Raw genomic sequence first — 26049 nt, 5'->3', positions numbered from 1 at the left:
AAGCTTCGGCTTCGATGAAGTTACGGTGCCGAAAGCCCCGCTCCCGCGATCCGGTCCGCGCCTGACCACTGCCCTGGGGGCAGCCATGTTAGCAGCGACGGCCCGGCGGAACCCGGTCCCGCCCGGTGGGTCACACCGCCGCGAGATGAACAACGCCCCGTGCGACGGGAGCGGGAAGCGACGCACCGAGGAAACGAGCGACGGCAAGAGCCGGCTCACCTCCGTCCGATCCGGTTCCGGCTTCAAGGTCGCCGGCCTTATGGAACAGAAACAAGAAGCGCTCCCGCGGTCTGCCGTGGTGTCGTAGCGCTGGAAATTGAAGCCGACGGCGCGTGCCACGCGCGGTCAGCCACTTCGGCAGCCGGGCACATCGATCAAGTGCGCCCTGCGCCAGTCGGCTTGCGGTATCCAGAGGCGAAACGCCCACGGCGTTCCGCGCGGCCTGCCTTAGAGCGGGAGAAGCGCGCGAGGACGCAACAATGAAGCGAATGCTGATCAACGCGACGCAGGCGGAAGAACTGCGCGTCGCCATCGTCGACGGCCAGACCCTGTACGACATCGATATCGAACAGCCGTCGAAGGAACAGAAGAAGTCCAACATCTACAAGGGCAAGATCACCCGGCTCGAGCCCTCCCTGGAAGCCGCCTTCGTCGATTACGGCGCCGAGCGCCACGGCTTCCTCCCGCTGAAGGAAATCTCCCGCGACTACTTCCAGCCCGGCGTCGACCACAACAAGGCCGGCCTGAAGGAACTCCTGCGCGAAGGCCAGGAGATCGTCGTCCAGGTCGACAAGGAAGAACGCGGCAACAAGGGCGCGGCCCTGACCACGTTCATCTCGCTGGCCGGCCGCTACATGGTGCTGATGCCCAACTCGCCCACCGCCGGCGGCGTCTCCCGCCGCATCGAGGGCGACGACCGCGCCGCCCTCAAGGAGGCGATGGACAAGCTCACGATTCCGGACGACATGGGCGTGATCATCCGCACCGCCGGCGTCGGCCGTGACGCGGAAGAGCTGCAGTGGGACCTCGACTACCTGCTGCAGGTGTGGAAGTCGGTCGCCGAGGCCGCACTGAGCAAGCCCTCGCCGTTCCTGATCTACGCCGAATCGCGCCTGATCATCCGCGCCCTGCGCGACTACATGCGCCCGGACATCGGCGAGATCCTCGTCGACACCCCGGAGATGTACAAGGAAGCGCGCGAGTTCGTCGAGCAGGTGATGCCGCACAACCTGCGCAAGCTCAAGCACTACACCGACGACACGCCGCTGTTCAACCGCTTCCAGATCGAATCGCAGATCGAGAACGCCTACGAACGTGAAGTCCGCCTGCCTTCCGGCGGCGCGCTGGTCATCGACCAGACCGAAGCCCTCACCGCGATCGACGTGAACTCGGCCCGCGCCACCAAGGGCGGCGACATCGAGGAAACCGCGTTCCACACCAACCTGGAAGCGGCCGAGGAAGCCGCGCGCCAGCTGCGCCTGCGCGACCTCGGCGGCCTGGTGGTGATCGACTTCATCGACATGTCGTCGAACAAGCACCAGCGCGAAGTCGAGAACCGCCTGCAGAACGCCCTGCGCCAGGACCGCGCCCGCGTCCAGCTGGGCCGCATCTCGCGCTTCGGCCTGATGGAGATGTCGCGCCAGCGCCTGCGCCCGTCGCTGGGCGAATCCAGCCAGATCGTCTGCCCGCGCTGCGAGGGCCACGGCCGCATGCGCAGCGTCGAATCGCTGTCGCTGTCGATCCTGCGCCTGGCCGAAGAACACGCGATGAAGGAGAACACGGGCCAGGTGCTGGTGCAGGCCCCGACCGAGATCGCCAACTTCCTGCTCAACGAGAAGCGCCGCGCGCTCAGCGAGATCGAGAAGCGCCACGACGCGCCGATCGTGATCGTCGCCGACGAGCAGCTGCACACGCCGCACTACGAAGTCACGCGCATCCGCGAGAACGAACTGGGCGAAGAATCGAGCAAGCCCAGCTACCAGCGCGGCACGCCGCGCAAGCTGCCGACGCATGCGCTGACCAAGGCGCATCTCAACATCCCGGACCTGCCGGTGGTGACCAATGTGAAGCCCGCCTCGCCCGCGCCGATGCGCGAGCCGCGCGAAGTGCGCGAAACGCCGGTCGCTCCCGTCGCGCCTGCGCCGGTGCCGGTGGCTGCGCCGCCGCAATCGGTGGGCATCGTCGACCGCATCCTCGGCTTCTTCCGCGGCAGCAAGCCGATCACGGTGGAGCCGACCCGGGCCGAGCGCACTCAGCAGGGGCGCGCGGATGGTCGTGGCGAGCGCAGCCAGCGTCGCGACGATCGCCGTGACCAGGACCGCCGGAATGGCAAGCAGGGCCGGGAGCGCCGCGACGAGCAGCGTCGCGACGATCGTCGCGCCCAGCAGCAACAGCCGAAGCAACAACAGCAGCCGAAGCAGCCCCAGCAGAAGCAGGAGCAGCAGAAGCAGGAGCAGCCGAAGCAGGCGCAACAGCAGCCGAAGCAGCAGCGTCAGCAGAACGAGGAACGCGCCCAGCAGCAGGCGCAGGCCCCGCGTCCGCCGCGCGAGCCGCAACCCGCCAGGCCGCAGCAGCCGAAGCCGGAAGCCCCCAAGGCCGAGACCCTCGCTCCGGTCGACGCGCTGACGATGGTGCCGGCCGCGGCAGCGGCCACGGCGGTTGCCGGCGCGAGCGCGGCAACGGCAACGGGCGATCTGGCCGCTCCGGCGACGGAAGCGGTCTCCGCTCCCGAGGCCGGCATCGCCGCCAACGGCGCGGAAACGGCCGGCGAAGGCACGGGCCGTCGCCGTCGTGGTCGTCGCGGTGGGCGCCGTCGTCGTCGTGGTGGAGCCGGCGAAGCCGCGGGCCTGGCAGCCGGCGACAATGCCGAAGCCGTGGTGGGCGGATTGGCGGGCGACGACTTCGATGGAGATGATGGCGAAGAAGCGTTCGCCGACAACGACGACGCCGCTCCTGCCCCGCTCCAGCGCGTGCAGCCGGAATTCGAGTTCGACGACATCGCGCCCTCGAATCCGGCGCCGGCAGCAGTCGCCGCACCGCAGGTGCAGGCGCCCGCGCCCGCTGACGCAAGGCCGACCGCCGGTTCGATGCAGTCGCCCGCCGTTGTTGCGACCGGGAAGACGCCGGCGGATGTTGCCGCGGAAGTGATCGGCGAGGTTCAGCCGAATGCGGCCACCACCGAAAGCACCGGCCACGTGTCGACGCCGGGCGGACAGGAGCAGCCCGCCGTGGTGGTGAACGACGAACCGGTCGAATCGGCCGTCGTCATCGGGCCGGAACCGGTGGAAGCCGAGCCGGTCAACGAACTGGTCATCGATATCGACGAGTCGCCCGATGACACCAGTTCCGTGACCAATACGCTGCCGGGCGATTCGGGCCACGTTGCGGCCAGCGTAAGCGCCGAAGTCGAGCCTGCGTCGACCGCTGCCGTCAGCATCGACGAAGAATCGTCCGCTGCCGCCACGTCGCAATTGCCGGTCGAGGAATTGCCGCGCAGCGCCGGTCTGTTCGACGACGTACCGCAGCCGATCGCACCGGCCCCGGCCGATGCCGCGGCCAAGGCCGCCAGCCAGGAAAACGGCGAACAGCGCAGCTGATCAGTATCGGCACTACCCGTGCTGATGGAGAAGAAACGGCCGCATCTGCGGCCGTTTTTTTCTTGCATGCCTTGTTGCGTGGAATCAGGCCGCCAGCGCCGGATCCAGCAGGCCGTGCTGGCGCAACGTGCGCGCCAGGGCGATGGAATCGCGGATGCCGAGCTTCGCGAACAGGCGCGACTTGTGCGTGTTGATCGTCTTCGCGCTGAGACTCAGGCGCCTGGCGATATCGTGCTGGCGCATGCCCTGCGCCAACATCAGGCCGATCTCGAGTTCGCGCGCGGTCAACGCATCGATCGGCGTGGCATTGCCGCCGAGACCCGACAGCGCAATGCGCTGGGCCACGGAACTGGCGATGTAGCGCCTGCCGCGCATCACGTCACGCACGGCAGTCACGAGCTCCTGCGCATCGCCGCCCTTGCCCACGTAGCCGGCCGCCCCGGCTTCCAGCAGTCGCTTGGGCATCGGACCGTCTTCGAGCACGGACACGACGATCACGCGCGGCCCGCGCTTTGGCTGGGTGATCCGTTCGGTGAGCTCCAGGCCGCTCATGCCCGGCAGGTGCAGGTCGCACAACACGACGTCGGGCTTGAGGCGGCGGATCAGCGGCAGCGCCGCTTCGCCGGTCTCCACATCCCCGATCACTTCGATGTCGGTCTGCTCCGACAGGATCATGCGCAGCCCCGTGCGCACGATGGCGTGGTCGTCCACGATAAAGACGCGAATCGTCATCCCTGACCTCGTTTTGGGGTGAAACTCCGTTGACCGCAGGCTAACGTGGCTGCCGCCGCGGGTGCAACCGCCGTGGTCGGCGGCACGGGACAACGGCCGCCGATGACTGCACACTCGCCCGCCTGACCACCGACACGGGAATCCCATGCGCTGCAATCTCCACGTCGCCATCGTCGCCTGCGCCCTCGCCCTGCCCGCCTGCGCACGGCCCGCTTCCGAATCCGCGCCTTCACCGCTGTCCGCGGACGCAAACGCGTGGATGGCCGATGTCAGTGCGATTGCCGACGCCGACGCGACGCAGGGGCGCCGCACCGCGATCGAAAAGCGCCTGGATACGCTCGGCATCCAGTGGCGCAACGTCCCGTTCGAGATCGAAGGCCAGCGGGGCACGAACATCCTCGCCGACGTGAGCGGCGATGCGACTGCCCCGCTCCTGCTGCTGGGTGCGCATTCGGACCAGGTAGGCAAGGGCGAAGGCGCGACCGACAACGCATCCGGATCCGCGACGGTGCTGGCCCTCGCGCAGCGCATGAAGGCGAAGCCGCTCGCCCACCACCGCGTGGCGATCGCATTCTGGGATCTGGAAGAAAAGGGCCTGCTCGGTTCGAAAGCCTACGTCGCGGCCGGTAGCGCCAGGCCCGGGTTGTACGTGAACTTCGACGTGTTCGCCTGGGGCGACACGGTGTGGATGATGACGCCGGACGCGAACGGCACGCTGGCCCGCGCCAGCCAGGCAGCGACGGCCGCCAACCAGTTGAAACTTTCCGCCGGCGAGCATTACCCGCCGACGGATCACCTCGCTTTCCTCAAGTCCGGCTGGCCGGCGGTGTCCTATTCGCTGATCGGCGGCGACGAAATCACCGGCATCCTCGATGCCTATGCGGGCAATAAACCCGCCACGATGCCCAAGGTGATGAAGGTGATCCACACCGACGACGACACCCTGGCGCAGATCGATGCCGCTGCGGCGGTGCGCGGCGTCGACGCGGTCGAAGCCGCGTTGCGGCGCTGGGACGAGGAATCGGCCGCGGCACCTGCCGCGACGCAATAACTCAGCGCAGCAGCAGCCTGATCATTCGCGCCGGGAAGCCGCTGTACGGCGGCTTCAGCCGGTCCGACAGCGTCCAGCGCGACTGGCGCAGCACCGGCATCGCCTTGCTGAAGGTGATGAAGCCATCGTGCCCGTGGTACTGCCCCATCCCGCTGGCACCGACGCCGCCGAACGGCAGGTTGCTGCACGCGTACTGCAACAGGGTTTCGTTGAGGCAGACGCCACCGGCCACGGTGCTGCCGAGCAGGCGTTCGATCTCGTCGCGGTCGTGGCCGAAGTGGTACAGCGCCAGCGGCCGGTCGTGCGCATTGATGTAGTCGATCACTTCGTCGAAGCGACGGTAGGTGCGGATCGGCAGGATCGGGCCGAAGATCTCTTCCTGCATCACCTTCGCGTCGTCGCCGGGCTGCAGCACCAGCGTCGGTGGCAGCAGGCGCCTGGCCTCGGCCTTTTCCGCATCCCGGATTTCCGCCAGCGGAACGACTTCGGCGCCACGCGCGCGCGCATCGTCGAGATAGCCGCGCAGGCGCCGGTAGTTGCCTTCGTTGATGATCGTCGTGTAGTCCGCTCCGTTCTCCAGATCCGGATAACGCGACGCCACTTCGCGGCGCAGTGCCTGCACGAGTTCATCCCGGCGCGATTCGGGCACCAGCACATAGTCCGGCGCGATGCAGGTCTGTCCGCCGTTGAACAGTTTGCCGGTGGTGAGCCGCGCCGCCGTCGTCTCCATCGGTGCGTCCATGCCGATCACCGCCGGCGACTTGCCGCCGAGCTCCAGCGTCACTGGCGTCAGGTTGGGCGCGGCCGCCGCCATGATCTTGCGTCCCACGGCGGTCGAGCCGGTGAACATGATGTGGTCGAACGGCAGGGCCGCGAACGCCGCCGCGACATCCGCGCCACCGAGCGCCACCGCGACGCGATCGTCGGGAAACACTTCCGCAAGCAGTTCGCGCAGGAACTGGTTGGTGCGCGGGTTGTATTCGGACGGCTTGAGGTACACGTGGTTGCCCGCCGCGATCGCCGTCGCCAGTGGAACCAGCGAAATGTTCACCGGGTAATTCCACGGCCCGATCACGCCGACGACGCCCAGCGGCACATGCCGCACCTGCGCGCGCGCAGGCCACAGGCGCCAGCCGACGCCGCGGCGTTGCGGCTTCATCCAGCGACGCAGGTTCGCCAGCATGTGGTCGAGCTCGGCCAGCACGGTCATGCCGTCGGCGAGCAGGCTTTCGTGCATCGAGCGATGGCCGAAGTCGGCACTCACCGCCGCGGCCATGTCGTCCAGGCGCGCATGGAAGGCCTTGCGCAGGCGTTGCAGGTCGTCGCGCCGCTGCGCGTAATCCGGCCGCCGCTTCTGCCAGGCATGGCGCAGGCGCTGCAACGTGGGAGCGAGCTCTTCGACGGGCGTGGCGGCGGCGATGTCCATGCGGGCCTTCTGGCGGAAACCTACGGCCAAGTATGGCGCAACCAGGCGACCCGAAGCAGACCGTCGCGCGGCTTCGGACACCCGCGTATGCGCACCTCCGGCAAGCCGCTAGCATGGCCCCACGCCCCGTATCCGCTCCCCATGCCCACCGCGATCGAAGAAGGCCCGCTGACTACGGATGAGCTGATCGCAGGCGGACGCCCGCACGTGATCCGCGGGTTATGCGCGGCCTGGCCGCTGGTACGCCTCGCACGTGAGTCCGACTCCGCATTCGCCCGCGAGGTCGCCCGCCACGACAACGGCATGCCCGTCGACGCCCTGCGCATTCCCGAGGACGAGGACGGCATCGTCGGCTACGTCGCCGGCCTGGCGTCGTTCAACTACCGCCACTTCCGCGTCACCGTCAGCGAAGTGCTGCAGCGCCTGGCCGCCTACAGCCAGCACGAGCGCACGCCGGGACTCGCCATGCAGAGCGCACAGATCGCCGCGTGCCTGCCCGGCCTGCTGCCTTTGCTGCGGCTGCCGATGCCTGCCGACGTGCAGCCACGCCTGTGGATGGGCAATCGCGTGGTCACTCCCGCGCACTTCGACAGTTCGCACAATCTCGCCGTGGTGGCCTGCGGCCGCCGTCGTTTCACCCTGTTTCCGCCGGAACAGGTCGCCAACCTCTACATCGGACCGCTGGACTTCGCACCCACCGTCGCGGCGATTGGCATGGCGCGCCTGGATGCAACCGACGATCCGCGCTTCCCGCGCCTGCGCGAGGCCCTGCAGAACGCGTTCGTCGCCGAACTCGAACCCGGCGATGCGATCTACATTCCGCCGGTGTGGTGGCATCACGTCGAATCGCTGGAGCGCCTCAACGCGCTGGTGAACTACTGGTGGCGTCCCGGCGCATTCGCGGGCCACGTCCCTGAGCCTGGCCTCGAAGCACTGGCGCACTGTCTGCTCGCCTTTCGCTGGATGCCACCTGCGGAGCGGTCCGCGTGGAAGGCAGTCCTCGACCACTACGTGTTCGGCGATGCGGATCCTGCGCCGCACATTCCCGAATCGCGCAAGGGCGTGCTTGGACCGCTCAGCGCGGAAATGGTCGCGAAGCTGCGAAAGATGGCGGGGAAATAGCGTCCCCGGCCGCACTCGGCCCATCGCCGCAAGGTCTTCACCCGCTGGCCGCTAGCATCCGCCACGACCGGCCATGCGAGGTGATCCCATGTTCTGGTACTACGTCGCGCCCTACACCGGCGACAAGTGGAACATCCTCTTCGACAACCAGCCCAGGCCGTACATCTACGACTCCGAGGAAGAAGCCATCGAGGCCGCACGCAAGGTCGCCGCAACGAATTTCAGGAAGCAGCACGAGCCCTCGGGCGTGCGGGTCAAGGACAACGGCCGCTGGCGCGAGGACGAGACGTATGGCGACGCGTCGACCTAGCATTCCGCAACGGAATTGGGGACCACGGATGATCGATCGACGCGGCTTGCTGCTCGTCGGCCTCCTGGCAGCGGCGGGCACTTGGGCTGCCATGAATCTGCTGCCGGAGCACCCGGAGCCGATGGCCCGCGTCGCGATGCCCGAACCCGTACTGGCGGAAACCGGCATCCGGGCCGGCAGGTCGGTAACGACATCCAATGGCGCCTTCACGATTCGCGTGGTGCGGATCACGGGCTCTACGGTGACGCTGACCGTGTCCGCGCAGACCGGTGATGTCTACCGCTTCGACAAGGCCGCCGTCGGCCGCCGGCTCGTTGTTCCGATGCCGGACGCGATCTATGACCTGGACCTGCTCCGCGTCCGGAGCAACGTCGTCTATCTGACGATGAGCAGGCGCCAGTGACAGCGGGATCGTTTGTCAGCGGGTGCTGATACGAGATCGGGCTTTCTGATGGCGGGTTGAAACCCGCCTTACAAGCCGCCTTACAAGCCGCCTTGCGAAGCGCGATCGCCTGCAGTCGTCCCCGCGATCGGCCGCGCTGGGGTTAGGCCCGGGAACGTTCCAGGAGCGTCGCGGTGCTGAGACCACCATGCTGGTCGGACGGTGGGGCCACCGCACTGGGATTCAGGGTGTCGACGAACGCTCCAAGTCAGCGTTCCACATGGCTACGCGCAAAAACAAAGTTGTAACGACTGCTGTTTCGCGTGCGCCTACTCTTTCTCACGGGCTCAGCCCGCCCCCGTAAGCGCGGGCCAAGGAGAGTCGGAGGCTGCAAATGAGCAAGGGAAGAGACAGGACTGTCTTCCACCGCGATGACGGCACCTGGGCCAACAAGCGCAATGACGCCAACCGCGCATCGAGCGTTCACGGAACCCAGAGGGAAGCCGAAAAGGCCGCCCGCCAGATGCTCACGAATCAGGGTGGCGGCGAGCTGACCACCAAAGGGCTGGATGGCCGCATCCGAAGTAAGGACACCATTGGCAGTGGTAACGACCCGGTACCGCCCCGGGATCGCGAGCATTGAAATCGGCTCTCAGGCTGGGCCCTGCTGTCGGGGCCCGGCCGATCGAAAATCGGAGATGCGGTCCTGCTGTACCTGGCGCGCGAACGCCCGCGTCATTTTGCCGGACTCGCTTTCGATGGTCGCCACTTGCTGGCCAAGTGTCCCAACGGGGACACCCTGCTCCCGGCCGCAAGAGCGCTTGCCCTGTCGAAGTCTTCGATTCTGGCGGAAGCGGTGTCCGCCCAACCCAGTTCCGACAAGATCCGAGATGTTCCGGACTACCTCATAAAACAGGCTTATTTTTGGCCTTAGTCTCGTCGGTTCGTCCGAAGACATCCATTGACTACCGGCAGAATCCGATGCTCAATGTAGGGAACTACGTTGGGCACAGATTCCTATGGTCCGGGCCGTCAACAAGCTTTCGAACCTGCGCATCAAGGCGATCAAGAAGCCCGGCCGTTATGGCGATGGAGATGGGCTCTACTACTACCTCTCGAAGGCCGGCAACCGGTCTTGGGTTTTTCGCTATCGCGATCGGGTCTCAGGAAAGCTGCGAGATCGAGGCTTGGGCCCGGCACGGGACGTGACACTCGAACAGGCGCGCGAGGCGGCACAAATGGCCCGCAGCGAACTCCGGGCGGGGGTGGACCCGATCGACATCCGAAAGGCGCAGCGGCTCGAGGCGACCCGCAAGCGCCTACAAGCGGTGACGTTCGGCCACTGCACTGAACGCTACATCGACGCGCACCGGGCGGCCTGGCGAAACGCAAAACATGCGGCCCAGTGGCGATCTACTCTCGATACGTATGCGGCCGCCCTTCTTCCGCGCCTCGTAGCCGACATCGACGATGTTGCCGTGCTGCAGGTGCTGGAGCCCGTCTGGACCAGCAAGACGGAGACCGCGACTCGACTGCGCCAGCGGATTGAAGCCGTCCTGGACTGGGCTGCTGCTAGGCAGTACCGGCGAGGCGACAATCCGGCGCGATGGCGCGGGCACCTTGACCACCTGCTACCGACGCCGAACAAGCTGAAGGCAGTTAAACCTCGCGCTGCCCTGCCCTATGCGGACGTTCCTGCTTTTTTTGTATCGCTCCGCAAGGAGGCGGGCTTGGCGCCTATCGCCCTTCAATTCCAAATCCTGACCGCCACCCGACCCGGCGAGGTTGTTGGCGCCCGCTGGGAGGAGTTCGACATGGCAAATGGAACTTGGACAGTCCCGGGGGAACGGATGAAAGCCGGAAAGGCGCATCGAATCCCCCTATCGCCTGAGGTAGTCAGGCTCCTTGAGGCAGTGCCCCGCACGACCTCCTTTGTTTTCCCCGGCCGCCGCCATGGCGGCATGACGACAGCGGCGTTGTTGAAGGTCCTGAAGTCCCTGCGACCGGGCCTGACGGTCCATGGCTTCCGGTCCACATTTCGCGACTGGGCTGCTGACATGACTGCTTACCCGCGTGAGGTTGCGGAACAGGCACTGGCCCATTCGCTCCAGGACAAAACCGAGGCGGCCTACCGACGCACGGACCTCTTTACCAAACGGGCCCGCCTGATGCGTGACTGGGCGAAGTTCTGTGGAACACCTTCACTATCGCGTAGTTCCGTGTCGACAATTGGCTCCGCCAGCCGTACTCGTTAAGGGTTCCAATGACTGATGACCGCGCGGAGCTCCCGCAAGCCCACAAGGCCTTCTATGACTTGAGAGAGATGGCCCTTCTGATCGCCCTTCGGGTCAACCCCGAGGGCGAGGCGATGCGGACAACAGTCGACAAGGTCCGCAAGCGCCTCATGTACGCAGTGAAACAAGATGAACTCCATCTGATGGGACCACCCGTCCTGCAGCTCTTTTTTGCGGCTCAAGTGTTTGCATGGGCACGGAAGAAATGGCCGGAAGCCTTGGGGGACATCCCGGTCGTTCAGTCAGCCGACGTTGAAGAGACTATTGGGCTGGGTGATGAGGCCCAGCCCGACGTGATCCCGGGGGACCTGATCAAGTGCCAGGAAGCACTTCGGATAGCTCAGACCGAGATTCATCGACTCCAACGGAATCTCGAAAAAGCCGAGCGCGAAATCGACCGACTTCAACCTTTGGCCGAGCGGTACGAAGAGATCCGCCTGAAAAACCAAAGCTCGGCCAAGCGCCCGCGAACAGGTATCTAGAACCCGATTTCTGGGCTTCGGCTGTAGAGAAAATCCCTAGCGTTGCTAAGAAATTTTCTCGACACACAATGAGGTAGCCATGTTCCCAAGCGCACCAAGGAGCGCGCGACATGGCCAACAAGACCCCACAAGTTCCGTCCTCCATTTCGATCCTGCGACGCCCTGAAGTCGAAGCCCGTACCGGACTTTCCCGCAGCACCATCTACCTGAAAGTCGCTCAGGGCAACTTTCCAAAGCCGATCAACCTTGGCCCGCGCGCCGTTGGTTGGCTGGCGGCGGAGGTCGACGCTTGGCTCCAGCAGCAGGTCACTGCCAGCCGCCCGGCTGGCGCTTGATTGCCCGTGGCCGAGTAACGAGACCATGGGCGCCCGCAACCACAACTACCGGCTGGTGAAGATCCACCGGACCTATACCGTCGAGGAGATGGCGACTCTGTTGGCCGTCCACCGAAACACGGTCCGACGCTGGTTCGAGGAGGGATTGGCAACCATTGATCAGAAGCGTCCGGTGCTGGTGAAGGGTGACGCACTCCTGACCTTCCTCAAGGACCGTCGCACCAAGGGCAAACGCCCCTGCAGACCCGGTGAGTTCTACTGCCTCCGTTGCCGGGCTCCCAGGAGGCCGACAGGGTCCCGGGTGGTGTACCAGGCTTTCACCTTCGATCGAGGCAATCTGCTCGGCGTCTGTCCGGATTGCGGGGCTCGCCTCAACAGGCGGGTGAGCCTCGCGAGAATGGGCCCGGCAATCGGTGATTTGCAGGTCGCGTTTCCGCAGGCCCAAGAGCACATAGACGAGAGCCCTCATCCCAGCCTGAATTGTGACTTCAACGGGGGCGCCCGAACCCATGCCTAGCCACAACGCCAGCAACGAGCGAGCCAAGCGTCGTTACTTCGCGTTCCTGAAGGAAGCAAAACGACATGGCGAGGACACGGTGGACGCCGCTGCCATGGCGCTCGCGCGCTTCGAAGCCTACACCGGCTTCCGGGACTTCAAATCGTTCCACGTCGAGCAAGCCATTGCCTTCAAGAAGCACTTGGCGAACCGAGACACGGGCAACGGAACGCTGAGCAAGGCCACGCTACTGACGACCTTTGCCAATCTGAAGCGGTTCTTCCAATGGCTTTCCGGGCAGCCCGGCTACCGATCCAAGCTGACCTATTCAGACGCCGAATACTTCAATCTGTCCGAGAAGGACACGCGCATCGCAACTGCGCGACGCCCCCGTGCCGTGCCAACTCTGGAGCAGGTCCAGCATGTGATCGCAAGTATGCCGGCTACCACAGAGCTGGAACGGCGAGACCGCGCTGTCATCGCTTTCACGTTGCTCACCGGTGCTCGGGACGGAGCCATTGCCTCGGCCAAACTCAAGCATGTTGACCTCGCCGCGCGGAGCTTCTTCCAGGACGCGCGAGAGGTCCGGACCAAATTCAGCAAGAGCTTTACAACCTTCTTCTTCCCCGTCGGCGACGAAGTAACCCGGATCCTGGTCGACTGGATCACCCACCTGCGTCGGGAACTCAAGTGGGGGAACGACGACCCACTCTTTCCAGCGACCAGGCTGGTGCAGGGCCCGACCTCCCAGTTTGAGGCGGCGGGACTGGAACCTAAGCATTGGAGCAATGCCGATCCGATTCGACGGATATTCAGAACAGCCTTTGAGGCCGTCGACCTGCCTTACTTCAACCCCCACAGCCTCCGGAACGTCCTCGTCCGTCTTGGGGAGGAGCGTTGCCGTTCGCCGGAGGATTTCAAGGCATGGAGTCAGAACCTCGGTCACGAACAGGTCTTGACGACATTTACTAGCTATGGCCACGTAGATACTCGTCGCCAAGCGGACATCGTCCAGTCGCTGCGAAGCACGCCGTCGACGTTCGCCCAATCACCCGAAGATCTTGCCCTAGCAGTAGCTCGGAAGTTGCTTGAGCAGGGCCTGCTGGTGCAGGGGAGTAGTGTCGAATCAAGTCGTGCTTCCAGCGTTCGCACAAGCACTCCTCCGCCAAAGCATCAGGCAGAAAACGAAGGCTGCCCGGCTCCTCACGCACAGCCCAACTGATTGCTATGATCGATTCGGGGCAGGGAAGAAGAATCATGAACGTGCGGATGCGTTTCATCGCGGAATATACCGAAGCACTATTGGATGGCACCGCGGCGGCCTTCGTCGGTGCGGGCGCATCGGCAGCGGCGGGGTACCCTGACTGGAAGCAGCTCCTTCGGGATATCGGAGATGAGCTTGAGTTGCGGGTCGACGACGTCACGGATCTGGCCGCCCTTGCTCAGTGGAGCATCCAAAAAGCCGGCGGCTCTCGCTCGCGCGTTCAGCAGGTAATTGACCGCGAGATCGGCCGACAGCGCCCCGTGCCCTCTTCTCTTCAGACGCTGGTGCGCCTGCCGCTGCGCCATTATTGGACCACCAACTACGATGAGTTGATCGAGCGCGCGCTGGCCGAGGCCGGTCGCCCATATCGCGTTCGCGCGACGCAAGCGGATCTGTCGACGCGACACGTACCAGGTGCCGCAGTTGTCTACAAGATGCACGGAACAGTTTCAGACCTGTCTTCTGTCGTCATCTCCACGGACGACTACGAACTCTACCGCCGCGAACGTGGCGCGTTCCTACCGCTCCTGCAGGCCCAGCTTACAAGCCGGACCTTCCTGTTTGTCGGCATGAGCCTGACCGACCCCAATGTCCGGCAGGTTCTGGGGGCGATTCGCCATGCCTTTGGCACCTCGCCGCCGCAGCACTTTGCGATCGCGCGCGCACCCAAGCGCGGCGAAGACGAGTCGGAGGCTGCGTTCCAAGCTCGCGAGCGCCAGCACCAATACTGGGCAAAAGACTTGATGCGCTACGGTCTTACAGTGATCGAGGTAGCCGAATACGGGGAAATCGACGACTTGCTCGCGGCGCTGGGCCGATCAGTGGCTCGGCGGCGGCTCTGGATCAGCGGCAGTTGGCCTTGGCCCGATGCCGAAGGAGAGCGAGGTGCTGACACCGTCGACCGCATCGCGCGCGCGCTTGGCCAGACTGCGGCAGAGCTCGGCCTGACACTTGTGAGCGGCAACGGCCAACTCATAGGCTCCAGTTCCGTCGGAGCGTTTCTCGAAACGCTGCAACAATCGGGCGCGTGGGATTTGGAGCGTCGCCTCATTGCGCGTCCCTTCCCCCAGCCCGGTCCGACGCTCAACGTCGGACGTGACCAGTGGACTGCGCTTCGCCGTGAGATGGCAGGACTCTCAGGCACGGTGGTGTTCATCGGAGGCCTCAAACGCGATGACAGTCGCCTGGTAGAGGCGGACGGCGTATTTGAAGAATATGAGCTAGCGCGTGCAGCGGGCGCCTATCTTCTTCCCATCGGAGCGACGGGCGGCGCTGCGGCGGAGATCGCGAAGCGTCTGCATGGTTCGCCGCTACCGAGCGATGGGCCGCGCGCTCAGCGACCGTCCGACGCAATGCTTGAAGCCCTCGCGGACCGCGACGCCAGTCCGGAGTCCATCATTGATCGTGCCAAGGGCGCGGTTCGCCACGCATTGAATTTAGGAGCTTGATCCTATGCGACACGCTTTCTTTAGCTTTCATTACCAGCGCGATATTTTTCGAGTTAACCAGATCCGCAGCCTCCCTAATATCATGGGCGAGGCAGCCGCAGGCTTTCGAGACGCATCGCTGTGGGAGGAAGCCAAGCGCAAGGGTGATACGACCATCAAAGGCATGATCGACCGCGCTCTGCACGGAACGACGGTCACGGTCGTATGCATCGGCTACGAAACAGCCGGGCGGCGCTACATTGACTACGAAATCAACGAGTCACTGCGCCGCGGCAATGGCGTAATCGGGGTACGCATCAACCACCTGATTGGTCATAGCAAGACGAGCGACCCTCAGGGCGCCGTGCCGCAGCTCCTCCAGCGTCATGCATTGCCCGTCTATACCTATCAGAACACTGAGTCACTCGCGCGCTGGATCGAACACGCTGCGATGGCGAGATCTTTCTGATGGCGCTACTAACCGAGGGCGTCGTCCGTGATGCCGCAGCTACGGAATTGCGCAAATCCTTTGGCCAGCGCAGCGCACACGCCGTCCTCGCCGAAGCAGTGCGCACCCACCTGACGTCCTTCGATGTGCTTCTTTCTCACTCCCGGCTGGATGCCGAGCTCGTCCTTGGCGTCAAGAACATCCTTGGGAACGCGGGCAAGACGGTCTACGTCGACTGGCTCGAGGATCCCCAGTTGGATCGCAGTCACGTCACGGCGGCAACCGCCGACGTTCTACGCAAGCGGATGGACCAGTGCGACAGCCTCTTCTACATCCATTCTCGGAACGCGACGCAATCGCGCTGGATGCCTTGGGAGCTCGGCTACTTCGACGGCCGCAAAGGCAACGTCGCGATCCTGCCTATCCTCAAAACCGGGGAAGGCACTTTCCATGGCGAGGAGTATCTGGGCCTGTATCCCTACATCGATTTTCTTGATGCAACGGCGCTCGGTTCCTCCATCTGGATTCACCGAAACTCCACGGATTACACACGTTATGAGCGGTGGCTGGCTGGCACAGACAAGAAGCGCCCTTAATCCGAAAGCCTGCCGAGGTGGCTGATGGGCCGAACTCGCGCCGACCAGGTACTGAGGGTCAGCGTCTAGGCGATGGGGCTATGGCGGAGCACTTCTCCGCCCAAAAAGCGCTTTCGAGGCCAATTTTCTCGGGGCAAAGCGAAACCGTCGAAAAGCCTTCCCTACGTGGTTCCCACTCACAAAATCTCTCAGCGGGGAACCTGTCAGGCAGCCAGCCGATGCTCGCTTCCTGCTTCACAAAGTGATCGCGAATATCTCGGCTAAAAGGCAGTGCCGACATGTTTGTGCAGGATGCGGCGAAGTTCCAGGATTGCCTCTGGCGCCTCCTGCACGCTGTGGCCAGAGGTGATGACAGTCTCGGATGCAGCCCCAGGCAGATGCGCGCTGGCGAAGGGCACCAAGCCGTCGGATGAAAGCTCGAGTGCGACATTCGACTTCGAACGCGCAATGATGCTATGGAACGGCAATCCCTCTTCGACCGGCATGTCCTGGGTGGCAAGCATGAACTGCGAGTTTTGTGCCAGTTCGTCGACGCCGTTCTGTGGGCGGTTTACACCTAGCCGCCTAAACTGTTCCTTGCTCGCTCCGCTGAGCCTCAACGCCTCTTCAAAACTCCGCACGACGTCCGCTGGCAACCGCACGAGGCGACCCACGAAGCGACCGATTCGACGTTCGGCCAGGGGGGCTCCGCGATGCGGGGTGGCAATGAACACCACGCACCCTACCTGGGGTAGCGGGGACCATTGCAGCAGCTCCTTGACGATGGGCCGTTGCGCAATTTCCGCTCGACGCTTCGCATCGAGCTGAAGGTCCGCCGCCAGCAGACGATCGAGCAAGCCAGGGTCCGGCTGGGTCACCAGAAGTCGGGCGATCACGCCTCCCATGCTGTGCCCGACCAGCACGGCGTCGTGGCTGGCTTGCGCCGTACCGGCAGGATCGAAATGCTGGAACGTAGTGCGTAGCGCTTTATCGATGCGGGCATGACTGACCAGGAGCGGCATCCTCGTCGGATAGACCACTTGCCAGATCTGTAGCCGCTCACGAAGCATCGGGTCGCCCATCACTTCGTTGGCAACATTGATCCAAGCTTCCTGGCTGCTCGCCAGCCCATGCACCAGAACCAGTACACGGCGGTTCGGGTCATAGGGCTCGAGCATGACCACGCGGGGAACTTCATGGCCCAGATCGCCACGGCCGACTAGTCCCGACAATCCCAATCTGATCAGATCGGTTCGTGCCAACCAAAGGCCGTACGCGGCGGAAAAGTTTGCCGCCAGGGAAACGTCGCGCCCACCGAGACGCGCCTGCCTGTTGCGGTAGATGTCGAACACCTGCAACGTGGCAACGCGCGTCGTCCGGACTTGAGCGGCATTTTCGCCTTCGAACTTGAGCACCAGGGTCACGGGCTGGTAGTCCAGTTGTTGAAACGAACCTTCCGACATCGCTTCAGGTTCGCGAACTGCGACGAATTCGGCCCCAAAACCGTCCCGCCGGTAGATATTGCGCAATCCCGAAAAGCTGAGCCCAGAGGCCGGAATCAGTTCCAAAGGCGGCTTCGGCGCTGCACCTTCGGGAAGTTGAACATCCAGGCGCAGCCCATCGCCGAGCATGACAACCGGCGGGCCAGTCGTGCGGCCTCGGTAGCGCGCGTACAGCAGCTTCGTGAGCTCTTGCAGCGCATGATTGTAGAAGGCCCTGACTTCGACTTGCCGTCGTTCGAACACGCGCTCCTCCGGCGTGCGATCGCCAAAGAACAGATACAGATACGCACTGCGAGCGCTCTCGATCAGGTCGACTGCGCGTCGATCCTCGCATCCAGCGTCCGATTCGCCGCAACGGGTGTCGGTGCCGCGGACGAGGTACAACTCGGCTCGACTCGCGAGAACTTGATCGCCCGCAATACTCGCCACCTCGTCCAGCGCTTTCGCGCAGTCTTCCGGCTCCGCCCGGCACTGTTCCGGAGTGCGCCCGATCGCACTTAGCGTGGCACCCGTATCGACGCTGAAATCCCCACGAACGGGCAGCGAATCATCGCCGGCGCGATGCGCGTCTTCCTGTCTGACAGATACGACCGCGCAGCTCGAGCACACGAGCGCCAGAAGCAGAACCAGCGACACGCCATACCATCGCATCCGCACACACCCCACTTCAGAACGCGAACCAGGCTTCAGGACTCAGGCTGCAGCGGGAGAGTGAGGAGGACTTCGAGCCCACCTCCCGTGCGAAGGGAGGCACTGACGCGACCGCCATGCATTTCGATGGCCCGCCGGGTAATCGCAAGGCCCAGACCCACGCCATGTACAGGCTGGCCACCTTCCACCCGGGTGAAGGGCTGAAAGATCACCTCCAGCATATCCTCCGGAACGCCGGGACCGCGGTCGCCCACGACCGTCTCCAGCAGGCGTCCGTCATTCGTGATCCGGCATCGAATCTCTACGGTGGCGCCCTCGGGGCTGAACTTGACAGCATTCCGGATCACATTCTCGAACGCGCGGTAGATCAGGTCGCCATTGACGTTCGCAACGAACTGACCAGATCCTTCGATGGTTACCGAGCGCGAAGAGGCACGCGCTTCAAAATCGGCATCCTCAGCTATCGCGTACAGCAGCTCGACAACGTCCACGCGCTCGCGCACCGCTTCGCCGGCCTCCATGCGGTGCAGAGTCAACAACTCTTCGATCAGCGCATCGAGCCGCTCGCTCTCACGCTCGATGCGACTGATCATTGCATCGTTCTGCGTGGGGTCTTGTCGCAATAGACCGATCGCCGCCTGGATGCGCGTCAACGGGGAGCGCAGCTCGTGGGAAATGTCGTGCAGCAGAATCTTGCGCGACTCGGTGAGCTGCTGCAACTGGACCGCCATGCGATCGAAGTCCTGCGCCAAGTCGACGATTTCGTCGCTGCGACGCCCCATCAGCGGCTGCACACGCGTATCGAGTCGGCCCTCGGCCATCTGGCGCAAGGCCCAACGCAGATGTTGCAGTGGACGCGACAGATACCAGGCCAACGCCAGCCCGGTAATAAGGATCGCGATTCCGCCGGATACCAGCGGTGCCACCGGCATCACGCCGATGCGCGCCATTCCAGGGGGTGGTGGCGGCGCATGACCGGTGAGCTGGAAATAGGTCGCTACGCCCGCGATCGATAGGATCATGCTGATCCATAGCGCGAGCAACAGCTTCCAGAACAAGCGTCCAGGCGTCCACTTGAACATATCAGTCCTCCAGGAGCTGGTAACCCAGCCCTCGCACACTCTGGATCCAGGACTGGCCATCCGGCCGCGTACCCAACTTCTGGCGAATGCTGCTGATATGCACATCGATGCGCCGGTCGAACCGGGCCAAGGGACGATCGAAAGCCTGCTGCGAAATGTCTTGTTTGCTGACCAACTGCCCGGAATGCCGCGCGAGCACTTCCAGCAGGCGGAACTCCGTTCCGGTGAGTTCCAACGGCGCACCGCGCCACGTCGCGCGCCGACTCCCCGGCCACAATGAGAGATCACCGACCTGCAGAACGCGTTGTGCGCTGGTAGTTGCTGATCCGCGCCCTTCAACACGCCGCAGGATCGCACGTATACGCGCAACCAATTCACCTGGCGTGCAAGGCTTTGGCACGTAGTCATCGGCGCCCATGTCGAGCCCGACGATACGATCGATGTTGTCGCCCCGCGCGGTGAGCATCAGGACCGGAACCGCGCTGGCGGCCCTGATACGGCGCAATGCCTCGATACCCGACAGTCGCGGCATCATGATGTCCAGCACCACGAGCGCGTAATCGTTGGAGATCGCCTCTGCGACCCCGGCCTCACCATCCTGGACCGTGTTCACGTCGAATCCCTCCCGCATCAAATACTGCGAGAGCAGAGAGGTGAGGTCGACGTCATCGTCGACTAGCAAGACCTTGACCATGGCGGCAGTATCTACCCAACGCAGCCGCAAAACAGCAGTTTTTCAGGGATTTTACCCAACTTAACCTCACCGAACGGCAGCCAACGGTTGCGGTTTCTACGATGCCCCAACACTTCACGCGGTGTCGTACGCATGCAGGCATTAGTCCTTCGCCGTACCGCGGGGGCGGTGAGCCTGATTCTGATGCTCGCTTCCTGCGCGGTCGGCCCCACCTATCGTGAGCCGGTTCCCGAGGCTCCCGTTTCCTGGAACGCGGCGCTGCCGCACGACGGCAACGTTGCCACCATTAGCGAATGGTGGCAGCAGTTCGACGACCCGGTGCTGGGACAGTTGATCGCGGCCTCCGAGGCCGATAGTCCGTCTCTGACCAAAGCGTGGGCGAGCATCGAGAAGGCACGCGCCGCAGTCTCTTCCGCAAAGTCAGGCGGTCTTCCTGTCGTGACTGCGACAAACTCCGCTAGCCGTAGCAAGCAGCCTGCGCAGAGCGGCGCAACTGTGATCACCAACACTCGCAGTGCCGGACAGGATGCTTCATGGGAGCTCGACCTCTTCGGCAAAGTCCGTCGCAGTACGGAAGCCGCACAGGCACGCGTGGATGCCCGCGTAAGCGATTGGCACGACGCCCGCGTTTCACTGGCCGCTGAAGTCGCCGATACCTACGTGCAGTATCGGGCTTGCATCTTGCTCGCTGAAGCCTACGAGAGCGAGCTGACATCCATGCTGCAGACGGAAAAGGCTACGACCTCGCTGGTCGAGGCCGGCTTTCGGCCGCCATCCGACGGGGCGCTCGCTCTCGCAGGTTCCGCCAGCACCCGATCCAGCCTGGTCTTGCAGCGCGCCCAATGCGATCTGCTGGTGAAATCCCTCGTGAGTCTCACCGCCATTGACGAAGCCCGTCTGCGGGAGCTGATGGCCGCTGGTAGCACGAAGCTGCCGCAGCCGGTTGCATTGCAAGTCGAAAGCGTTCCGGCACAGGTGTTGCGACAGCGTCCTGACCTTGCCTCTCGGGAGCGGGAACTCGCAGCGGCCAGCGCGGAGATCGGGGTGGCACAGGCCGATCTCTACCCTAGCCTGTCGCTATCCGGTTCCATCACCGTGTCGACGAGCAACCTCGCCTCTTCCGCGACCTCCTGGTCGTTCGGGCCATCGTTGTCGCTTCCGATCTTCGATGGCGGCAGGCGACGTGCTGCCGTCGACAGCGCGCGCGCCAGCTACACGTCGGCGCTGGCCGACTATCGGCACGGCGTCCGCAATGTGGTGAAGGAAGTCGAACAAGCGTTGGTGAACCTCGACAGCGCGGGCCGTCGTGCCGACGACGCCGCAATCGCGGCCCAGGAATATCGCCGCTATTTCCACGCCACCGAAGTGAGTTGGCGCGCCGGACGAGACAGCCTTCTCACCCTCGAAGAAGCGCGACGGACCGCGCTCTCCGCAGAAATCCAACAGATCACATTGCAACGCGATCGCGTTGCGTACTGGATCGCTCTCTACAAGGCGCTGGGTGGCGGCTGGCAACCCGGCACGCCGGCGTCTTCGCCAGAAGCGATGGCCCAGCAATCGGCACAACGTGAGGACTGAATCTTGAATCGGAAGCTTCGTATCGGCGTCATTGTCGCGGCTGTGGCGGTGGCCTTAGGCGTGGGTCTTTGGCTGGTATCGCACGGCGGCGAGCCTGACGCGGATGCCGGTGCCTCAAGCGCCCTGACGGTCGAGGTCGTCGGCCTCGAAAAGCGGGCATGGCCACAGACCCTCGAAGCCAGCGGCTCGATCACCGCATGGCAGGAGGTCATCGTCAGCCCCGAAACCGGCGGGTTGCGCGTAGCCGACCTCCTGGTAGACGTGGGCGCGACTGTGCAGCGAGGACAACTACTCGCGCGCCTGGCGGATGACAGCGTCCGCATGGAACTGCGCAAACAGGAAGCCGCGCTCGCACAAGCGCGGGTTGCGCTCGAGCAGGCGACATCGAACCTGAAACGCGCCAAAGCCGTGGGCGACAGTGGTGCCTTGTCCGAGCAACAGCTCGAGGAATACCGGATCAACGAAGCAACGGCACGCGCATCGCTGTCTTCGGCACAGGCCGACGTGGATAGCACCCGCTTGAAGCTCAAACAGACCCGCCTCGTCGCCCCGGATGATGGCTTCGTTTCATCCAAATCGGCCGTGCTTGGCAATGTCGTCAATGCCGGCTCCGAACTCTTTCGCCTCGTGCGCAAGAGTCGGGTCGAGTGGCGGCCGGAACTGGATGCGCGCCAACTCGGCATGGTCCACACCGGACAGTCGGCGAACGTAGTGCTGCCCGGCGGCAAGCAAGTGCCGGGTAAGGTGCGAGAAGTGGGGCCGACGCTCAGCGAGAAGACCGGCCGTGCCATCGTCTATGTCAGCCTGCCCACGGATAGTGCGGCGCGATCGGGCATGTTTGCCAGCGGCACCATAGCGCTCGGAACGAAGTCCGCGATGACCCTCCCGCAGTCGGCCATCGTGTCGCGCGACGGTCGCTCCTACGTCTTTGCGGTCGATGCGCAGGGCAAGGTCGGTAGTCGCGCAGTAGATACCGGACGTAGACAGGGCGATCGCGTCGAGATCCTTACTCCCATCGAGGCCAAGACGCGCATCGTGGCGAGTGGCGGCGCCTTCCTCTCCGAAGACTCGCAGGTCACCGTGACCGGGCAGCGCCAAGCGGGGACCGCGCCGTGAACATCTCCGCCTGGTCCATCCGCAAGCCCGTACCCTCGGTTCTGCTCTTCATCCTGCTGACAGTGCTGGGTCTCATCGGCTTCCAGCGACTGGACATCCAGGATTTCCCAGACATGGATCTGCCGACCATCCAGGTCTCGGCAGCGCTGGAAGGCGCCGCGCCCTCGCAGTTGGAAACCGAGGTGGCGCGCAAGATCGAAGACAAGCTGGCGTCGCTCACCCGCCTCGACCACATCACTACCACTATCACGGACGGTGCGGTCAACATCAGCGTCAGCTTCGAACTCGACAAGGATGGCGAGGAAGCGCTGAGCGAAGTTCGCAACGCAGTGGATAGCGCCCGCGCGGAATTGCCGAGCAGCATGGCGGCACCCACCGTATCGAAACTGACCATGGCTGGCGGATCGCTGCTAACCTACACGGTAGCATCGAGTCGCCTGGACGAACAGGATCTGTCCTGGTTCGTCGACAACAAGGTGTCCAAGGCTCTGCTCGCGGTCAAGGGCGTCGCGTCGGTAGCGCGCGTGGGCGGTGTGGATCGCGAGGTACATGTAGACCTCGATCCCACCTTGATGGCTGGCTTGGGCGTGACGCCATCCGACGTTTCGCGCCAGCTCAAAGCGGTACAGAAGGAGAGCTCAGGCGGCGAAGGCACAGTGGGCGGGCAGCGGCAATCGACCCGCACCATCGGCACGGTCGGCAGCGCCTCTGAAGTTGCGGCGATCGCCATTCCGCTCAGCGACGGCCGCTATGTGCGCCTGGACCAGATCGCCCGCGTTGCCGATGCGCACGCCGAGCGCAGCACCTTGGCCTTCCGCGACGGGGAACCGGTGATCGGCTTCCAGATCACCCGATCGCGCGGTTACTCCGACGTCGGCGTCAGCCGCGACGTGCATGCTGCTCTCGAAGCCTTTGCCGAGGATCATCCTGAAGTAGACATCGACGAGGCCAGCAACACGGTCGCGCCGATCGAGGAAAGCTACCACGACTCGATGACGCTCCTGATCGAGGGCGCCATTCTTGCCATCGTGGTGGTCTGGTGGTTCCTGCGGGACTGGCGTGCCACCCTCATTTCCGCTACCGCGCTACCGCTGTCGGTCATCCCGACCTTTCTGTTCATGGCGCTGGCGGGCTACTCGCTCAACACGGTCACGCTGCTGTCGCTCTCGCTGGTGATCGGCATCCTCGTCGATGACGCGATCGTCGAAGTAGAGAACATCGAGCGCCATCTGCGAATGGGCAAGACGCCCTATCAAGCGGCGATGGAAGCGGCCGACGAGATCGGACTGGCGGTCATCGCCACGACGTTCACACTGGTCGCGGTGTTCCTTCCCACGGCGTTCATGGGGGGAATTCCCGGACTCATATTCCGGCAGTTCGGCGTGACCGCATCGGTCGCTGTACTGGCCTCGTTGCTGGTCGCGCGTCTGCTGACGCCCATGATGGCGGCGTACTTGCTCAAGCCGGCGAAAGCCGGAGACGACGCATCGATCGATGGCCCGATCATGACACGGTACCTGCATTGGGTGCGAGCCGCGCTGGCGCGGCGCAAGACTGCGGTAGTCGGCGCGGCCGTATTCTTCGTCCTTGCGCTGGCCGTATTGCCGATGCTGCCTACGGGCTTCATTCCGAACAAGGACCAGGCCCAGTCGCGCGTGACGCTTACCCTGCCTCCGGGCAGCACCCTCGAAAGCACGGCGGCGACGAGCCAACAGGCGGTCAAGCTGCTGCAGTCGCTGCCGGAAGTGCGCAGCGTCTTCGTCTCCGCCGGTACGGCAACGAGTGGCGGCGGCCTGTCCGTCAGCGCCATGAGCGACGTCACCAGTGCGACGCTGACGATCGATCTCGTGCCGCGTGATGAGCGGAAACTCAAACAGTCGGAGGTCGAGGCGAAGATGCGCGGCCTGTTGCGTGCCCTGCCAGGCGCGCGTATTGCCGTGGGCGGTGGCGCGAGCGGCGAGACGCTGAGCATTACCCTTGCCAGCGACGACCCACTGGTACTGTCTACAACCGCGACCAAGATCGAAGCCGAACTGCGCACGCTCAAGGGAATCGGAAACGTGACCTCCAGCGCGGCCCTGCAGCGCCCGGAGATCCAGATACTCCCCGATGATGCCCGAGCCGCCTCCTTGGGCGTCACTTCCGAGGCTCTTGCGGATGCCGTGCGCCTGGCAACCTACGGCGACTATTCGACCATCTTGCCGAAGCTCAATTTGCCCGAGCGCCAGATTCCGATTCGTGTGCGCATGGACCCTGCCATTCGCGACGACCTCGGCTCGGTATCGCAACTGCGTGTGCAGGGCAGCCAAGGAACCGTCAGCCTTGGCTCCGTCGCCGACGTTGCCATGGGCAGCGGTCCGTCGCAGATCTCGCGTCTGGATCGCTCGCGCAACGTCGTGCTCAGTGTCGAGTTGAACGGCCGCTCGGTTGGCGAGGTGCAGAAGGAAGCCATGCGGCTACCGACGCTCAATGGCCTACCCAGTGGCGTCCACGTGGTCGAACAGGGCGAAGTGCAGCGGATGAGCGAACTGTTCCAGAGTTTCGGCATCGCGATGGCGATCGGCATCTTCTGCATCTACGCCGTGCTGGTACTGCTGTTCCATGACTTCCTGCAGCCGGCGACGATCCTCTGCGCCCTGCCCTTGGCGTTGGCCGGCGCGCTCTTCGCCCTGTGGCTCACCAGTCAGTCGTTCTCGATGCCGGCGGTGATCGGAGTGTTGATGCTGATGGGCATCGTGACCAAGAACTCGATCCTGCTGGTCGAGTACGCGATCATGGCGCGGCGCGAACGCGGGATGAGTCGCATGGAAGCCCTCATAGATGCGTGCCACAAGCGTGCTCGTCCCATCGTCATGACGACGATCGCGATGGGTGCCGGCATGCTCCCGAACGCATTCGGCATGGGTGCCGAGCCGAGCTTCCGTCAGCCGATGGCGATCGTGGTCATCGGCGGACTGATCACGTCGACCGTACTCAGTCTGCTGGTGATCCCTGTGGTGTTCACGTACGTCGACGATGCCTTGGAATGGGCCCGTTCGAAGATCTGGCATCGACGCACCCCTCAGGCCGATCCGATCGCTTCGCAGTGAGCTGCCGCCGCCGATCACCCTTGAGCCGACCGGGACGACGGTTACGTCCGCGTTAAATGGCTGGCACGACGCCATCGCTGCCAGCCCGCACCAACAACGCGAACGTCTCCTCGTCCTTGCATGCGAGATCTTCCAAGCGGCGTCGCGATTCGTTTTCTGTACCGTAGCTGTAGGCCTGTCGATCTTTACCTACGCTTACCCAAATAGACAAAAAACACACCGCGCTTGACGCTGCATTCGGCGAGGCTTTGGCTCCCCCCGATTGCCATCGTCTGATGATCACGGCCTCTATCTCACAGACTCCGGTACTAGCCTCCGATAGCTCAAGCACGACTTGCACGACCGTTGTGCGAAAGGCGAGCCCCAAGCCTGCGGTCCTGTCTATATGGTGTCTCGT

Annotated in this window: 22 protein-coding genes; 17 read left to right on the top strand and 5 right to left on the bottom strand. The window is 64.1% G+C overall.

Features of this window, described 5'->3' with window-relative positions:
• Window positions 1-479: 479 nt before the first annotated feature.
• Window positions 480-3596, top strand: a complete 3117-nt coding sequence (gene rne / locus ACFPN1_RS02080) for a ribonuclease E (RefSeq protein ID WP_386752565.1) — start codon at window positions 480-482, stop codon at window positions 3594-3596.
• Between the two features lie 84 nt (window positions 3597-3680).
• Here the strand turns inward: rne and ACFPN1_RS02075 are convergent, their stop codons facing one another.
• Window positions 3681-4328, bottom strand: coding sequence for a response regulator (locus tag ACFPN1_RS02075; protein WP_386752563.1), 648 nt, complete (start codon window positions 4326-4328; stop codon window positions 3681-3683).
• A 145-nt stretch (window positions 4329-4473) separates the two neighbouring features.
• Between ACFPN1_RS02075 and ACFPN1_RS02070 the strand changes: the two genes are divergently transcribed.
• Window positions 4474-5379, top strand: a complete 906-nt coding sequence (locus ACFPN1_RS02070; protein WP_386752561.1) for a M28 family peptidase — start codon at window positions 4474-4476, stop codon at window positions 5377-5379.
• 1 nt (window position 5380) lies between these two features.
• Here the strand turns inward: ACFPN1_RS02070 and ACFPN1_RS02065 are convergent, their stop codons facing one another.
• Window positions 5381-6805, bottom strand: a complete 1425-nt coding sequence (locus ACFPN1_RS02065) for a coniferyl aldehyde dehydrogenase (protein WP_386752560.1) — start codon at window positions 6803-6805, stop codon at window positions 5381-5383.
• 141 nt (window positions 6806-6946) lie between these two features.
• On the opposite strand from ACFPN1_RS02065, the gene ACFPN1_RS02060 reads away from it, so the two are divergent.
• From ACFPN1_RS02060 to ACFPN1_RS02005, 12 genes are all read left to right on the top strand, one after another.
• Window positions 6947-7927, top strand: coding sequence for a cupin-like domain-containing protein (locus ACFPN1_RS02060; RefSeq protein WP_386752558.1), 981 nt, complete (start codon window positions 6947-6949; stop codon window positions 7925-7927).
• 73 nt (window positions 7928-8000) lie between these two features.
• Window positions 8001-8237 carry a DUF2188 domain-containing protein gene (locus ACFPN1_RS02055; RefSeq protein ID WP_386752557.1) on the top strand — a complete coding sequence of 79 codons (237 nt, stop codon included), beginning with the start codon at window positions 8001-8003 and terminating at the stop codon, window positions 8235-8237.
• Window positions 8238-8265: 28 nt separating this feature from the next.
• Complete coding sequence (locus tag ACFPN1_RS02050) at window positions 8266-8640, top strand: hypothetical protein (protein WP_386752555.1); 375 nt, start codon at window positions 8266-8268, stop codon at window positions 8638-8640.
• A 373-nt stretch (window positions 8641-9013) separates the two neighbouring features.
• Complete coding sequence (locus tag ACFPN1_RS02045) at window positions 9014-9262, top strand: DUF2188 domain-containing protein (RefSeq protein ID WP_386752553.1); 249 nt, start codon at window positions 9014-9016, stop codon at window positions 9260-9262.
• A gap of 376 nt (window positions 9263-9638) precedes the next feature.
• The gene (locus ACFPN1_RS02040; protein WP_386752551.1) at window positions 9639-10874 is read left to right on the top strand and encodes a tyrosine-type recombinase/integrase; all 1236 of its coding nucleotides are present in this window, start codon (window positions 9639-9641) and stop codon (window positions 10872-10874) included.
• A gap of 8 nt (window positions 10875-10882) precedes the next feature.
• Window positions 10883-11395 (top strand): hypothetical protein, encoded by a 513-nt coding sequence (locus tag ACFPN1_RS02035; protein WP_386752549.1) that lies wholly within the window; start codon window positions 10883-10885, stop codon window positions 11393-11395.
• A gap of 110 nt (window positions 11396-11505) precedes the next feature.
• Entirely contained in the window at window positions 11506-11730 is a 225-nt protein-coding gene (locus ACFPN1_RS02030; RefSeq protein ID WP_386752547.1) for a helix-turn-helix transcriptional regulator, read from the top strand.
• Window positions 11731-11755: 25 nt separating this feature from the next.
• Window positions 11756-12247 carry a helix-turn-helix domain-containing protein gene (locus ACFPN1_RS02025; RefSeq protein ID WP_386752545.1) on the top strand — a complete coding sequence of 164 codons (492 nt, stop codon included), beginning with the start codon at window positions 11756-11758 and terminating at the stop codon, window positions 12245-12247.
• The gene (locus tag ACFPN1_RS02020) at window positions 12240-13448 is read left to right on the top strand and encodes a tyrosine-type recombinase/integrase (RefSeq protein ID WP_386752544.1); all 1209 of its coding nucleotides are present in this window, start codon (window positions 12240-12242) and stop codon (window positions 13446-13448) included. The genes ACFPN1_RS02025 and ACFPN1_RS02020 overlap by 8 nt, the downstream gene beginning before the upstream one ends.
• Before the next feature lie 35 nt (window positions 13449-13483).
• Window positions 13484-14938: an SIR2 family protein gene (locus ACFPN1_RS02015; RefSeq protein WP_386752543.1), complete on the top strand. Its 1455-nt coding sequence runs from the start codon at window positions 13484-13486 to the stop codon at window positions 14936-14938.
• A gap of 4 nt (window positions 14939-14942) precedes the next feature.
• Entirely contained in the window at window positions 14943-15386 is a 444-nt protein-coding gene (locus ACFPN1_RS02010) for a TIR domain-containing protein (RefSeq protein WP_386752541.1), read from the top strand.
• The gene (locus ACFPN1_RS02005) at window positions 15386-15961 is read left to right on the top strand and encodes a TIR domain-containing protein (protein WP_386752539.1); all 576 of its coding nucleotides are present in this window, start codon (window positions 15386-15388) and stop codon (window positions 15959-15961) included. The genes ACFPN1_RS02010 and ACFPN1_RS02005 overlap by 1 nt, the downstream gene beginning before the upstream one ends.
• 260 nt (window positions 15962-16221) lie before the next feature.
• Here ACFPN1_RS02005 and ACFPN1_RS02000 read toward each other — a convergent pair whose 3' ends face one another.
• The 3 genes from ACFPN1_RS02000 to ACFPN1_RS01990 are packed head-to-tail and all read right to left on the bottom strand — an operon-like array spanning window position 16222 to window position 19869.
• Window positions 16222-18078: an esterase/lipase family protein gene (locus ACFPN1_RS02000; RefSeq protein WP_386752538.1), complete on the bottom strand. Its 1857-nt coding sequence runs from the start codon at window positions 18076-18078 to the stop codon at window positions 16222-16224.
• Window positions 18079-18128: 50 nt separating this feature from the next.
• Window positions 18129-19175 carry a HAMP domain-containing sensor histidine kinase gene (locus tag ACFPN1_RS01995; RefSeq protein WP_386752536.1) on the bottom strand — a complete coding sequence of 349 codons (1047 nt, stop codon included), beginning with the start codon at window positions 19173-19175 and terminating at the stop codon, window positions 18129-18131.
• Between the two features lies 1 nt (window position 19176).
• Window positions 19177-19869, bottom strand: a complete 693-nt coding sequence (locus ACFPN1_RS01990; RefSeq protein WP_386752534.1) for a response regulator — start codon at window positions 19867-19869, stop codon at window positions 19177-19179.
• Between the two features lie 168 nt (window positions 19870-20037).
• Here ACFPN1_RS01990 and ACFPN1_RS01985 point away from each other — a divergent pair, with 168 nt between their 5' ends.
• From ACFPN1_RS01985 to ACFPN1_RS01975, 3 genes are read left to right on the top strand one after another with little or no spacing between them, the layout of a single operon-like run.
• Complete coding sequence (locus ACFPN1_RS01985) at window positions 20038-21447, top strand: efflux transporter outer membrane subunit (RefSeq protein WP_386752532.1); 1410 nt, start codon at window positions 20038-20040, stop codon at window positions 21445-21447.
• A 3-nt stretch (window positions 21448-21450) separates the two neighbouring features.
• Complete coding sequence (locus tag ACFPN1_RS01980; RefSeq protein WP_386752530.1) at window positions 21451-22563, top strand: efflux RND transporter periplasmic adaptor subunit; 1113 nt, start codon at window positions 21451-21453, stop codon at window positions 22561-22563.
• Window positions 22560-25652 carry an efflux RND transporter permease subunit gene (locus ACFPN1_RS01975; RefSeq protein ID WP_386752529.1) on the top strand — a complete coding sequence of 1031 codons (3093 nt, stop codon included), beginning with the start codon at window positions 22560-22562 and terminating at the stop codon, window positions 25650-25652. Before ACFPN1_RS01980 ends, ACFPN1_RS01975 begins: the two co-directional genes overlap by 4 nt.
• Window positions 25653-26049 lie beyond the last annotated feature (397 nt).

It is taken from the genome of Lysobacter yangpyeongensis, from assembly GCF_042655745.1.
In the GTDB taxonomy this organism is placed as follows: Bacteria; Pseudomonadota; Gammaproteobacteria; order Xanthomonadales; family Xanthomonadaceae; genus Agrilutibacter; species Agrilutibacter yangpyeongensis.
The sequence above is the reverse complement of the archived record's forward strand: the minus strand, read 5'-3'. Positions and strand labels throughout refer to the sequence as shown.

Excerpts from the sequence above, each read along its gene's own strand:
- ACFPN1_RS02020 (WP_386752544.1), top strand. The coding sequence starts at position 12,240 with ATGCCTAGCCACAACGCCAGCAACGAGCGAGCCAAGCGTCGTTACTTC.
- rne (WP_386752565.1), top strand. The coding sequence starts at position 480 with ATGAAGCGAATGCTGATCAACGCGACGCAGGCGGAAGAACTGCGCGTC.
- ACFPN1_RS02015 (WP_386752543.1), top strand. The coding sequence starts at position 13,484 with ATGAACGTGCGGATGCGTTTCATCGCGGAATATACCGAAGCACTATTG.
- ACFPN1_RS02055 (WP_386752557.1), top strand. The coding sequence starts at position 8,001 with ATGCGAGGTGATCCCATGTTCTGGTACTACGTCGCGCCCTACACCGGC.
- ACFPN1_RS02040 (WP_386752551.1), top strand. The coding sequence starts at position 9,639 with ATGGTCCGGGCCGTCAACAAGCTTTCGAACCTGCGCATCAAGGCGATC.
- ACFPN1_RS02005 (WP_386752539.1), top strand. The coding sequence starts at position 15,386 with ATGGCGCTACTAACCGAGGGCGTCGTCCGTGATGCCGCAGCTACGGAA.
- ACFPN1_RS02060 (WP_386752558.1), top strand. The coding sequence starts at position 6,947 with ATGCCCACCGCGATCGAAGAAGGCCCGCTGACTACGGATGAGCTGATC.
- ACFPN1_RS01990 (WP_386752534.1), bottom strand. The coding sequence starts at position 19,869 with ATGGTCAAGGTCTTGCTAGTCGACGATGACGTCGACCTCACCTCTCTG.
- ACFPN1_RS02035 (WP_386752549.1), top strand. The coding sequence starts at position 10,883 with ATGACTGATGACCGCGCGGAGCTCCCGCAAGCCCACAAGGCCTTCTAT.
- ACFPN1_RS02010 (WP_386752541.1), top strand. The coding sequence starts at position 14,943 with ATGCGACACGCTTTCTTTAGCTTTCATTACCAGCGCGATATTTTTCGA.
- ACFPN1_RS02025 (WP_386752545.1), top strand. The coding sequence starts at position 11,756 with ATGGGCGCCCGCAACCACAACTACCGGCTGGTGAAGATCCACCGGACC.
- ACFPN1_RS02030 (WP_386752547.1), top strand. The coding sequence starts at position 11,506 with ATGGCCAACAAGACCCCACAAGTTCCGTCCTCCATTTCGATCCTGCGA.
- ACFPN1_RS02045 (WP_386752553.1), top strand. The coding sequence starts at position 9,014 with ATGAGCAAGGGAAGAGACAGGACTGTCTTCCACCGCGATGACGGCACC.
- ACFPN1_RS02050 (WP_386752555.1), top strand. The coding sequence starts at position 8,266 with ATGATCGATCGACGCGGCTTGCTGCTCGTCGGCCTCCTGGCAGCGGCG.
- ACFPN1_RS02070 (WP_386752561.1), top strand. The coding sequence starts at position 4,474 with ATGCGCTGCAATCTCCACGTCGCCATCGTCGCCTGCGCCCTCGCCCTG.
- ACFPN1_RS02075 (WP_386752563.1), bottom strand. The coding sequence starts at position 4,328 with ATGACGATTCGCGTCTTTATCGTGGACGACCACGCCATCGTGCGCACG.
- ACFPN1_RS02065 (WP_386752560.1), bottom strand. The coding sequence starts at position 6,805 with ATGGACATCGCCGCCGCCACGCCCGTCGAAGAGCTCGCTCCCACGTTG.
- ACFPN1_RS01995 (WP_386752536.1), bottom strand. The coding sequence starts at position 19,175 with ATGTTCAAGTGGACGCCTGGACGCTTGTTCTGGAAGCTGTTGCTCGCG.